The 11,002-nt window shown below is 36.8% G+C and carries 13 protein-coding genes; 7 read left to right on the top strand and 6 right to left on the bottom strand.

Annotation, left to right across the window (positions count from 1 at the left end; translation table 11 throughout):
* Positions 1-35: 35 nt before the first annotated feature.
* Positions 36-305 (top strand): lipoate protein ligase C-terminal domain-containing protein, encoded by a 270-nt coding sequence (locus tag QXQ25_06610; protein MEM0161374.1) that lies wholly within the window; start codon positions 36-38, stop codon positions 303-305.
* 6 nt (positions 306-311) lie between these two features.
* Here QXQ25_06610 and QXQ25_06605 read toward each other — a convergent pair whose 3' ends face one another.
* Positions 312-1,658 carry an aspartate ammonia-lyase gene (locus tag QXQ25_06605; GenBank protein ID MEM0161373.1) on the bottom strand — a complete coding sequence of 449 codons (1,347 nt, stop codon included), beginning with the start codon at positions 1,656-1,658 and terminating at the stop codon, positions 312-314.
* A 148-nt stretch (positions 1,659-1,806) separates the two neighbouring features.
* Here QXQ25_06605 and QXQ25_06600 point away from each other — a divergent pair, with 148 nt between their 5' ends.
* Positions 1,807-2,007 carry a hypothetical protein gene (locus QXQ25_06600; protein MEM0161372.1) on the top strand — a complete coding sequence of 67 codons (201 nt, stop codon included), beginning with the start codon at positions 1,807-1,809 and terminating at the stop codon, positions 2,005-2,007.
* Positions 2,008-2,176: 169 nt separating this feature from the next.
* Positions 2,177-2,746, top strand: coding sequence for a histidine phosphatase family protein (locus QXQ25_06595; protein ID MEM0161371.1), 570 nt, complete (start codon positions 2,177-2,179; stop codon positions 2,744-2,746).
* A 48-nt stretch (positions 2,747-2,794) separates the two neighbouring features.
* On the opposite strand, the gene QXQ25_06590 is transcribed toward QXQ25_06595, so the two are convergent.
* From QXQ25_06590 to QXQ25_06575, 4 genes are all read right to left on the bottom strand, one after another.
* Positions 2,795-3,241, bottom strand: coding sequence for a hypothetical protein (locus QXQ25_06590; GenBank protein ID MEM0161370.1), 447 nt, complete (start codon positions 3,239-3,241; stop codon positions 2,795-2,797).
* On the bottom strand, positions 3,234-4,940 hold the full coding sequence (locus tag QXQ25_06585) for an MFS transporter (GenBank protein ID MEM0161369.1): 1,707 nt from the start codon (positions 4,938-4,940) through the stop codon (positions 3,234-3,236). The genes QXQ25_06590 and QXQ25_06585 overlap by 8 nt, the downstream gene beginning before the upstream one ends.
* Before the next feature lie 108 nt (positions 4,941-5,048).
* Positions 5,049-5,870: an isoaspartyl peptidase/L-asparaginase gene (locus QXQ25_06580; protein MEM0161368.1), complete on the bottom strand. Its 822-nt coding sequence runs from the start codon at positions 5,868-5,870 to the stop codon at positions 5,049-5,051.
* 2 nt (positions 5,871-5,872) lie between these two features.
* Complete coding sequence (locus QXQ25_06575) at positions 5,873-6,256, bottom strand: heavy metal-binding domain-containing protein (protein MEM0161367.1); 384 nt, start codon at positions 6,254-6,256, stop codon at positions 5,873-5,875.
* Positions 6,257-6,345: 89 nt separating this feature from the next.
* On the opposite strand from QXQ25_06575, the gene QXQ25_06570 reads away from it, so the two are divergent.
* From QXQ25_06570 to purD, 4 genes are all read left to right on the top strand, one after another.
* Positions 6,346-7,293 carry an ArsR family transcriptional regulator gene (locus tag QXQ25_06570; GenBank protein ID MEM0161366.1) on the top strand — a complete coding sequence of 316 codons (948 nt, stop codon included), beginning with the start codon at positions 6,346-6,348 and terminating at the stop codon, positions 7,291-7,293.
* A 186-nt stretch (positions 7,294-7,479) separates the two neighbouring features.
* Complete coding sequence (locus QXQ25_06565) at positions 7,480-8,727, top strand: cytosine permease (protein MEM0161365.1); 1,248 nt, start codon at positions 7,480-7,482, stop codon at positions 8,725-8,727.
* Between the two features lie 39 nt (positions 8,728-8,766).
* Complete coding sequence (locus tag QXQ25_06560; protein MEM0161364.1) at positions 8,767-9,273, top strand: SMC-Scp complex subunit ScpB; 507 nt, start codon at positions 8,767-8,769, stop codon at positions 9,271-9,273.
* On the top strand, positions 9,270-10,598 hold the full coding sequence (purD, locus tag QXQ25_06555) for a phosphoribosylamine--glycine ligase (protein ID MEM0161363.1): 1,329 nt from the start codon (positions 9,270-9,272) through the stop codon (positions 10,596-10,598). Before QXQ25_06560 ends, purD begins: the two co-directional genes overlap by 4 nt.
* Here purD and QXQ25_06550 read toward each other — a convergent pair.
* Positions 10,595-10,897 (bottom strand): DUF134 domain-containing protein, encoded by a 303-nt coding sequence (locus QXQ25_06550; GenBank protein MEM0161362.1) that lies wholly within the window; start codon positions 10,895-10,897, stop codon positions 10,595-10,597. The genes purD and QXQ25_06550 overlap by 4 nt on opposite strands.
* Positions 10,898-11,002: the final 105 nt, after the last annotated feature.

Genomic DNA, 11,002 nt, shown 5'->3' with positions numbered 1-11,002 from the left:
CAAAATTAAAATAGTGTTTTCAATATGCTTGAATTATGGAATGTTCAGCTTCATATAAGGTAAAAGGTGGCAAACTGATAAAAGTCAGGTTGGTAAAAGAAGATGACATTATAATAAGCATCAGCATTTTCGGAGACTTTTTCATACATCCTGAAGAATCAATAGATGTGCTTGAAAATTCTTTAAAAAATGTCACTATTTCTGATGCAGAAAAAAAAATCTATGATTTTTTTAAAAGTGTGGAGCTGGTAGGCGCAAACGCTGAAGACTTTGTAAACACGGTTAAACTCGCATACTATAAATAAAAAAAGCTAGCTTTTATATTTTTTTATTATCTCGGTCACTTGCTCTTTTTTTAACAATTTTTTCTTCACGATGAGGTTCTCTATTTTATCGCTGTTTTGGTCTGCTTCCTTCACGAGTTTTGCGACTGTTTCGTAGCCCAAGTAAGGTGCAAACAATATTGCAGTCACATTGCTTTTGTTTAGTAACTCTGCAACTCTTTTCTCATTCACGATAAGATCTGACACCAGCTTTTCGTTAAACATTTTTATACCGTTAGTAATTATATTCATTGAGTCAAGAATCGAATAAGAAATGATGGGCATCATTACATTGAGCTCTAGCTGCCCGGCCTGGTTAGCAATGCTTACTGTATGATCATTGCCTAACACTTTATAGCAGATCATGTTCATTGCCTCTGCGATTGATGGATTTATTTTGCCGGGCATTATGGATGATCCAGGCTGTACTGGCGGCAATATTATTTCATTAATGCCTGCCAATGGTCCTGAGTTTAATAGTCTCAGGTCATTGGAAATCTTGATTAAATCTTCTGCTAGCACGCTCAACATTTTTGAATACTGAGAAAAGTCAGACATGGACTGCATGACTTCGAATAAGTTCTCTGCATTCTGAAAATCAGAGCCTAATAAACTGTTAATGTTTTGGACTACCAGCTTTTTATAATTAGCCGGCGCATTTATTTCATTTCCTACTGCCGTCCCTCCTATGTTCAATCTCTTTATGGCAGTCATGACATTCTTAATGCGTTCTAGATCTGTTTTCAGAATATTTTTATAGCCGGAAAACTCCTGACTGAATGTAAGTGGCGCAGCATCTTCTAGATGAGTTCTCCCTACTTTGAACGTATTTGCATATTTTTTTTCAAGGTTTTGGAAGGAGTCTATCAACTTATCCATATTCAGTTCCAGTGTTTTATATTTTTTGACTATTGCTATCCTTAATGCTGTGGGATAAGTATCGTTAGTAGACTGGGACTTATTCACGTCATCATTTGGATGTACCTCTATTCTGTAAATTTTTTGTGCAATATTAGAGATCACTTCGTTAATGTTCATGTTTGTAGAAGTACCCGCTCCTGCCTGATAAATATCCACCGGAAAATCACGATAATTGAAATTCTGTAAAATATAGTCTATTGCTTTGGTTATTCCCAAATACTTTTCTTCCGATAAAAAAGAAAGTGTATAATTTGTCATTGCTGCCGCTTTCTTTAAAATCAAATAAGATTCTAAAAGATCCTTATCCACTTTCAGATCGCTGATCTTGAAATTGTTTACTGCCCTCTGAGTTTGCGCTCCATATAAAACATCATCCGGTACTTCTATATCACCTAAAGAATCTGATTTTTTCATGTTATTTTAATTATTTTTTACTGATATAAATATCTTTGTATGTTTCTTCAACTGCATCTATGAAAATATTGCATTCAAAAATAGAATATTTTAAATATAAATAATATATCCTTTTTTGATACTCTAAGGAGTAAGGATGTGAAATAACATGAGCAAAAAATATCATTTGAAATGTCCTAACTGTGGCAATGAGTTTGATTTTAACTATAATGAGTTTAGCTCACTTTCAGACCCAAACATACCGGGGCTAGTTTTTCGTTATGGCCCACATTCATTTTCTATCAAATGCCCACAATGCCATAAAAGGAACCGTTATAGTGTTACGGATGAAGATCTGGTGAAAGAGTAAAAGATAACTTTTTAATAAAATCTTGCAAAAAAAATGACAGATACTTGAAAAAGCAATATTTAAGATCAAATCGTTTCAACTGCTTTATTCCGTAGGGATAAAGTTCTGATTTTCTCGCTTGCAAATTATAACAAAAAATATTATAAGTGAAACTATATTTCAGTTAATAATGATTAACAATGTGATTCTTGTGAGACATGGAGAAAGCCTCACCAATGCCATGAACGTCGTTTCAGACCTTTTTGATAAGTATCCTCTGACTGAAAGAGGTATTCTGCAAGCACAAAAGATAGCGGATGAACTTAAGACTCTTAAAATTGATGCTATTGTTTCAAGCCCGATACTTCGCGCAAGAGAAACTGCAGCAATAATTGCAGAGAAACTTTCTATGAATTTTACGATAGATGAAAGACTCAGAGAGATAAGGATGGGTAAATTTAATGAAAAAAATATTTCAGATGTGCCAAAGTTTACGTATGAAACAAATGTGTTAGAGTCATGGAGCGAGATAGAAAATAGAATGATTGATGTCATGAACAGTTATTCTGGCAATGTAATTCTAATATCTCATGGCTTTCCTATTCGAGTTCTTGTAGCTCATTATCTGGGCCTTAAAGAAGATGAAAGCTATGGTATTTACATCAACTTTGCAACTGTCACGGCGATTAACTCTGAAAAAATGGTGATTTCCATTGGATCTCCTAGAATCACCGATAAGATACAAAAATATTTTTGCTGAGCCAGTTTTCAGCTAATGTATTAATGCCTTCCAAGATCCAATGCCATCTTAAATGATTTTCATTTCTGCATATTTGTCTATTATGCCATTAAGTTCAGACAACAACTTTTTTAATTTTTCAAGGTCTTCAGGCTCTATTTTTTCAAATATTTTGTTCAGTACCTCTGTTACTGTATTATCTAGTTTTTTATAGGTTGCAAAACCTTTATCAGTAACTTTTATGTAATATGTTCTACGATCTCCACCTTTCTGCCTGAAAACATATCCTTTTTTCTCGAGATTGTCGACAGTGAACGTTATTAGCGTATTTGAAAAGCCAGTTAACTCTGAGACTTCGGTCATTGACAAGTCTCTTTGTGCAGGTATTATCTTCTTCAACAATATGTAATCTGTAAAATTAATGTCGCCCATATATGATTCTATCTCTTTTATTATTCTGATTCTGAGTTTGTTTACCAGCGTAAATTTTTCTATTAACGTATCAAATTCATTCATTTTTATCATCTTTCTCATCAACAGGATCTGCTGGAGATGCTTTTAATTGCTGTTTTTCATGGATTTCATGAACGTATTTACCGCCCCTGAGCCCTGAGAATACTGCACCTATTAAGGTCAGTATTGCGGCTATGTATAGTGCGTCCTTAAGCCCTATCATAAATGTAGGTCCTATGGCTGACGGGAAAAAAGTAGTAGATGTCAAGGTTTTAATAACGCTAGCAGGCAGCCCGGTTAATGGCATCCCAGCCAGCGGGTTTATGCCCAAAAATGCTGCAAAAAGTGCTCCAGACGGAGGAATGCTCTTTAAAGCATTTGCCAATAAAGGTGGTAATCCTGCATTTAATCCAGTAGTGTATAATGCACCTGGCAGATCTTGAGAAAATATTGTTATTGCGATAGAGAAAAATAATGCCATGCTAATGGTTTGCGCTATGTTGTTCAATGTTGCCCTCATTCCGCTTCCCACGCCTCTCATGTCGTTAGGCAGAGAGTTCATTATTGCTGTTGTATTTGGAGAGGCAAACAAGCCACTACCTATTCCGTTCAACAGAAGTATACCTTCAAAGGTCCATACATTAAAATTATAGGGTAATAAGGTAAGCAAAAACAGAGATATTGCAATGATTACCATACCTGTAGTTGCAAATATTCTCGCTCCATATTTATCAGTTAATATGCCTCCAATCGGGCCTAATATTATAAAACCTACCATCATGGGCATCATGTACACCCCAGCCCAGAACGGAGTTTGTGCATAAGAGTACCCATGCAGTGGCAAGTATATGCCCTGCAGCCAAATTATTACAAGAAACATTACAGCACCTCTACCTAATGAAGATAGAAAACTGCTTAAGTTACCGAATGCAAATGCTCGAATCTTGAATAATTCTAGATGAAACAGTGGAGATTTAACAATTCGCTCAACAAATATGAAAAGTAACACTAATATTATTCCAATGACTAATGAAGTAATAACCCATGGACTGCCCCATCCCATAGAAGAATTCCCATACGGAACCAAGCTGTACGTGAATCCAAGAGCTATCAGTATCAAGCCCACGCCAATCAGAATGTTTCCAGTAAGATCCATTGAGCTTTTTCTTCTCACTGACGTTTCTTTCAGTTTGAATATTGACCAAATTGTACCGGCAACCGCAAATGGAATATTAACTATAAAAACCAGGTGCCAGTCATAAGATGCTAGTAATCCTCCCATAACCAATCCTATCAATGATCCCGCAATAAAAGAGATCTGGTTTATACCGAGCGCTTTACCTCTCTCTTCATATGAAAACGCATCGGTTATAAGTGCTGTGCTGTTTACCATCAAGAACCCACCGCCGACTGCCTGGACCATCCTTAATCCAATGAGTGCATACGCTCCGGCATTGCCTGTTCCACTCGGTATCAGAGATAATAATACTGCACCTATAGTAAATATAATAAAACCAAGAGTGTATAGTCTTGTACGCCCATACATATCTGACAACCTACCAAATGTAATCAATAACGTTGCCAAAACTATGCTGTATCCCATCAATACCCACAAAAGCACTGTAAATTCTCCTGGAGCTGTAGGATTGATGTTAAGTCCTCTGAATATAGTAGGCAGGGAGATCATCAAAATAGTCATGTTTATCGATGACATCAGCCCGCCAAGCGTTGTATTTGTCAATACTGTCCATTTATATTGCATACAGCCAGAAATACCTTTATATATAAAAGTTTTACCACTAAAACTTTATAAAAAATAACTGTGATTATACTATTTGCCAGTATGAAAAAATAGTGATAATGTCACAGCTCAGATCTTGGTGATAGAGTATGGCATTTGTTGATTTGATACTGCACATTCTTCAGATTCAGAAACTGCAATTATTCCTACAGGAACGGCGCCAAACTTAGAAATTTCGTTTTTACATATTTCTTTGAGCGGCCGCGTGCCAATCTGTATATATATGTTATGTGCCAGAACTCTTTTTACAATTTCCTCACCTACTCCAGTGTTTACAATTGCTCCTTTTGCACCAACATAGATGCCTGCGCCATAGATAGGTACATCACCGACCCTTCCTCTTAACATTAACGAAGTACCTCCTGTAGATACCGCACCTGCAAATTCAGTGTCAAATCTTGCCACTGCACCTACAGTATCTATGATCTTCTTGAAATAGTCTATGTTCTTATAATCTTCCGTTTTTCCCATCTTCAATTTATCCAGTGTCTCTTTCAATCTCTTTTCAGCCTTCTCGGTTTTTGGATCATAAACTTCGTGACCCATCTTCCGGGCAAAGTCTATGGCTCCATCTCCACTGAGAATGTAATGGGGTGCGTAAAGTGCCACATCTCGTGCTACTAATACTGGGTTCTTTACTTTTTCAATGTTTATCACAGATCCGAGCAGTTTTTCGGTTGCTACAGACGCATCCATCTGTATAGAACCGTCAATTCTCATGTTCGACCCGGTGCCAGCATTAAAATGTATGTCGTCTTCCATCAGCCTTACAGCTTCCACGACCGCATCCAACGAACTATCCTTTTTTATTGCAATTTTACCGAACTCTTCTAAGATCTTACTGTTCTCGTAACTATTTCCCGCGCCACCGTGCAAAATTAAAGTTTTCATATTTATCTGAGACTCACAGGTTGCGATGCTTTGCTTTCAGGCTCTATGACCACTGCAGTTCCATATGCAAGCACTTCGTTCATAACGCCGCCAATTTCTGAAGAATCAAATCTAGTATCAATCACTCCATTCGCTCCCAGCGACTTTGCATGCTCTATAAGCCTTTGCACAGCCTGCATTCTAGACTCATTCAACAGTTTGGTATAGGCGTTTATTTCTCCGCCAACAATGCTTTTTAAGCTTGCAGAGAGATTTCCACCGACTCCTCTGCTTCTTACTATCAGACCCCATGTAAGTCCTATTATTCTGTTTATTTTGTACCCTGGGACATAGTTGCTTGTAACCACTGTCACATCTGTATTGCTAATATTATAATCATTATCCATAGCCCGTAATCACTGCAAGGATATTTAAAAATTATTATCCAGATTTCAAACAAGGTTTAAGTATTAATGAACTATTATTTTAAATTAAGATGAGCAAAAAAGATGAAATAATGGATATTCTAGCTAAAAATGAATCGACACAGCGGGAGCTGTGGCAGGCTCTTAAAATTTCCAGATCATATCTATCCGAACTGCTAAAGGATCTGGAGAAAGATGGTTTAATCAGTAGGAAGAAAGTGAGCGAGAGAACTGTTATAGTGAGCATTAACAGATCTAAAATCATAAGAGTGGGTGTGTTAAAAGCATCAGAATATGCAGCAGTGTATCTTACTGCACATGACCTTACTGATCTGCATATAGAGCTTTTATTGTACAATAATGGCCTGGAAGAATTGACCGCCCTAGAAACTGGAAAGATTGACATTGCCTTTGCACCGATAGTTTCAGGATTTATGTTGCATATTGTGGATGAGCATTTGGTAATAACATCAGCATGTGCAAGAGGCGGCTCTGGCATCGTTTACCATAAACAGAGTGGAGATATAGGATCCACGATGTTCTCCACAATGGATCTCAAGTCTAGAATCTATTCTGGCTATCATGTCGAAAAAATAAAGTATTTTGACAGTCCGGAAGAAATGATCTCAAATTTTAAAAATAACAAGATCAATGCACTGGCAATATGGGAACCTTATTATTCAATGCTCAAAGGTAAAAACAAGAAAATCCTTGAATCTAACAAGATTTGCTGTGGAGCCTTGGTGTTGAGAGACTCGATTGATGAGCATATAAAACTATTTTTGAATAAATTCAAAGAAAACAGCCTGCTATTGAAAGATGGAAAAAGATGGGCTGAAGCTGCTAAGCTAATGCAACAAAAGCTGAAAATTAACATAAAAATAATATTAAAGAGCCTGAAAAGCTATAATTTTGATACATTAATATCTGAAAAAGATATCAGAGATGCTATTGCCAACTTTGGCATTAAAGTGCCAGAGAAAAAATATAGTGATTTCATATGCAAGATAAGCGACTGAACCTATAAAAGTAGCATTTTTTAAATGCTAGTACAAGCAACATCATTGCCAAGCGTGCAAACTAAGTAGTTATTCGAGAACGTGATGATTTTATTACATAGCTTCTCTATAATGTCTTTTTTGTGTCATATCAGAGCATCTAAATGCAAGCACAACTATTATATATTACGAACACATGTTCGTACTATGCCCAAGGATGCAGGGATCGAAGAGATAAAAGCAGAGAATCGACACGGTACGAATTTTAGCTTATTTACGCTCTGGTTTGCAGCAAATTTGACCCTTGGAGATTTTGCATTAGGGTTTTTGCCTGCGTATTTAAACTTACCATTCGACTGGTCTCTGGCAGGACTGATCATAGGCACTGCTCTTGGTGGTATTTTACTGTCTGTTTTCAGCATTATGGGCCCAAAAACAGGAAAGACACAGATGCTGATCTCAGAGCAGACTTTTAAAAAATATAATTTTGTACAATCTCTGCTTCAATGGGTTAATACTCTGGGCTGGTTTGTTGTAAACCTGATTTTAGGGACTGTTGCAATAGTGATACTTCTGCCAACTTTGTATATATTAATATTGCCGCTTTACGCGGCAGTGCAGATCATAATAGCAATTTACGGGCATGATTACATTCATAAAATCGAGAGATTATTCAGCGCGTTTTTAGGCGCTATGTTTCTGTATATCACCGTTCAGATTCTGTTGAGCTCTCGTGTGTATAATTATTCTCCGGTATTCAGCATAGCCGTGTTTGGCATAGTTATAGCCACCTCTTTTTCCTATATTGGATCTTGGGCTCCTTACGCATCGGACTATTCAAGATATCTACCATATACAAATGAAAGAAAGAAAGTATTTATATTCACTTTTTTTGGATCTTTTATTTCTACCATCTGGCTCGAAATGTTGGGGCTATACATTGCCATAAAAACCGGAAATTTTAATTCGATGAATGCTGCATACGGATTGTCCAAGCAGCTTGGAGTGCTGATGATTATCGCCCTGGTTCTTGGGGGCATAGGCACCAACTCTATAAACATTTATTCTAACGCACTTTCATTAAACTCAATTTTGAAAAAAAGCAATAGGGTATATCTGTTAATCATAGCCGGCATAGTCGGCATAATTTTAGCGCTTATCGCGTACAACAGATTTTTCAGCTACTATGAAACATTTCTGTACATTATAGATTACTGGATCATGCCCTGGGCCGGAGTATTAATTGCTGATTTTTTCTTTGTTAAAAAAGGGTTATCAGCAAAGGCGTTTGCATCGTTTTTGGTGGGGCTGGCAATAAGCATACCCTTTATGGATCAAGCACCATATTTTGAAGGTCCAATCTCGGTGAGTCTTGGAGGTATTGATATCAGTTATTTTGTTTCATTCATCGTTTCGTTTGCAGTATATGTTTTGTTTTCTAATCGCACTAAATAGCAAAAGGTTTAAATTATATTTTTTTATATTTGTATTCATATGAACACAAAACAGGTTATAGAAGCGTTATTGTTTGCATCTGAGAATCCTTTAAAGTTGTCAGATCTTGTTCAACTATCTGGGCTAGATATCAAAATTGCCAGAAAAGAGCTCAAAAACTTGATCAAAGAGTACGAAAAGAGAGAATCTGCAATAGAGATAACAAAAGTGAAAAACAGCTATGTAATGCAGCTCAAATCCGATTATCTGGAGTTTGGATATAAAGTTGGGAGACCAGAGCTGGACGAGGATGTGCTTAAGACTCTGGCCGTAATATCATATTACCAGCCCATTAAACAGAGTAAACTGAGAGAGATGATTGGAGAAAAAGTGTATGAACATATTGAGACTCTAAAATCAAAAAATCTGATTTATTTAAAGAGGAGTGGAAAGACATTTGATATCAATACTACCAAATATTTTGGATCTTACTTTGGCATAGATGCAAAAAGCAAGGATGAGATCAAAGAATATCTTTCTAAAAAATTAAACATGGTGGTCAAATGAACGTATTGCTTGTTGGAGGCGGTGGAAGAGAGCATGCTATTGCCAGTGCTCTAAAGCGCAGTTCTTGCAATCTATACACTGCCATGAAAAATAAGAATCCTGGAATTGCAAGCCTGAGCACTGATTTTATTTTAATAGATGAGAAAGACACAGAACAGATTAGCAACTGGGCTGTTAGAAAGAAAATAGACATAGCGATAATAGGACCAGATCCCGTATTAGAAGCGGGAATTGTTGACCGTCTAGAAGCTGCAGGAATAAAGTGTGCATCACCTACAGCGAGCGCTGCAAGAATAGAAACCTCAAAGATATTCATGCGAAATTTATTGAAAAAATATAATATTGAGGGAAACATAGATTTTAAGGTCTTTGAAGCCGTTGAACCATTAGTAGAGTTCTTAAAAAATTACAAAAAAAAGTTTGTGATCAAGCCTGAAGGTCTTACTGGCGGAAAGGGTGTTAAAGTGATGGGTGAGGATTTTAACACCGTAACTGAGGCAATAGATTATGCAAAAGAGATTTTTTTGAATCGGATCGGAGGCACTTCAAACATTTTACTTGAAGAGCTGGTAGAGGGTGAAGAGTTTTCATTGCAAGCGTTTTGTGACGGTACACATCTTGCATTTATGCCCATTGTGCAAGACTTCAAAAGAGCTTTCGAGAATGATGAAGGTCCGAACACTGGCGGTATGGGCTCTTATTCTATGCCAGATCATTTGCTTCCGTTTATCAGTATTACAGATTATGAGAAGGCAAAGAGTATAATGTCCAGCATTGCAAAAGCATTAAAAACAGAGCATGCTGAATTTAAAGGTATACTGTATGGCCAGTTTATGATCACAAAGGATGGTCCTAAGGTTATAGAGGTAAACGCGAGATTTGCAGATCCAGAGTCTATCAATGTTCTTTCAATATTAAAGACAGATATGGTAAAGATATTAAAAGCCATAATTGATGGCACGCTCGATCGATTACCCGTAGAATTTGAAAATAAGGCAACGGTTGTAAAATACATAGTCCCAAAAGGGTATGGAACAAAACCTGCCATCGGTGAGCCTATACATATCGATTATCAAGCAATTCAAACGTCAGGTGCGTTATTGTATTATGCAGCAGTAAATGAGAAAGATAAAACTGTTTACACCACCAGCTCAAGGTCTCTAGCGTTGGTGGGCGTTGATAATAATATATTTCGTGCGGAAAACATAGTTGAATCTGCTGCTAAATTCGTAAGTGGAAACATATATATGAGGCACGATATTGCAAAAAAAGAGATGTTTGACAAAAAAATGGAAAGATTGAAAAAAATTTTTGCTGGCAGTTAAGGATTATTTTTCATTTTATAAGTTCCACCATATATTCGAATTGCCTTTCCGTTCACTATTGCCTCCGCAACCTTTTTTCTTGCTTCCGATAGCAATCTATGAAACGTTGCCTGGGATATTCCCATCAACGCTGCTGCTTCTGTCTGATCCATCTGCATCAGATCTTTAAGCCTTATAGCTTCATATTCTTCCACCGATATTACTATCTCGTTCATGCTGGAGTTTCTCATATTTGCCGGGACGAAATAGTCTGTATCAGGCAATCTATTTACTTGTCTGAATCTTCTCGGTCTTGGCATTTGATGTCACTCAATATCTTTCAATCTCTTTTCTATTGCTTTTTTCTCTTCTTCCAGCTCTTTAAGCTCTTCTTCCAAAATTCTCTTTTGCTCTTCCTTGCTCAG

It is taken from the genome of Thermoplasmata archaeon, assembly GCA_038729465.1.
Lineage (GTDB): Archaea > Thermoplasmatota > Thermoplasmata > Thermoplasmatales > ARK-15 > JAVRLB01.
This window is presented reverse-complemented; position numbering and strand designations above follow the sequence as displayed.

Bases quoted from the DNA above. Each gene is read 5' to 3' on its own strand.
- QXQ25_06610 (MEM0161374.1), top strand. From the start codon at position 36: ATGGAATGTTCAGCTTCATATAAGGTAAAAGGTGGCAAACTGATAAAA.
- QXQ25_06605 (MEM0161373.1), bottom strand. From the start codon at position 1,658: ATGAAAAAATCAGATTCTTTAGGTGATATAGAAGTACCGGATGATGTT.
- QXQ25_06600 (MEM0161372.1), top strand. From the start codon at position 1,807: ATGAGCAAAAAATATCATTTGAAATGTCCTAACTGTGGCAATGAGTTT.
- QXQ25_06595 (MEM0161371.1), top strand. From the start codon at position 2,177: ATGATTAACAATGTGATTCTTGTGAGACATGGAGAAAGCCTCACCAAT.
- QXQ25_06590 (MEM0161370.1), bottom strand. From the start codon at position 3,241: ATGAATGAATTTGATACGTTAATAGAAAAATTTACGCTGGTAAACAAA.
- QXQ25_06585 (MEM0161369.1), bottom strand. From the start codon at position 4,940: ATGCAATATAAATGGACAGTATTGACAAATACAACGCTTGGCGGGCTG.
- QXQ25_06580 (MEM0161368.1), bottom strand. From the start codon at position 5,870: ATGAAAACTTTAATTTTGCACGGTGGCGCGGGAAATAGTTACGAGAAC.
- QXQ25_06575 (MEM0161367.1), bottom strand. From the start codon at position 6,256: ATGGATAATGATTATAATATTAGCAATACAGATGTGACAGTGGTTACA.
- QXQ25_06570 (MEM0161366.1), top strand. From the start codon at position 6,346: ATGAGCAAAAAAGATGAAATAATGGATATTCTAGCTAAAAATGAATCG.
- QXQ25_06565 (MEM0161365.1), top strand. From the start codon at position 7,480: ATGCCCAAGGATGCAGGGATCGAAGAGATAAAAGCAGAGAATCGACAC.
- QXQ25_06560 (MEM0161364.1), top strand. From the start codon at position 8,767: ATGAACACAAAACAGGTTATAGAAGCGTTATTGTTTGCATCTGAGAAT.
- purD (MEM0161363.1), top strand. From the start codon at position 9,270: ATGAACGTATTGCTTGTTGGAGGCGGTGGAAGAGAGCATGCTATTGCC.
- QXQ25_06550 (MEM0161362.1), bottom strand. From the start codon at position 10,897: ATGCCAAGACCGAGAAGATTCAGACAAGTAAATAGATTGCCTGATACA.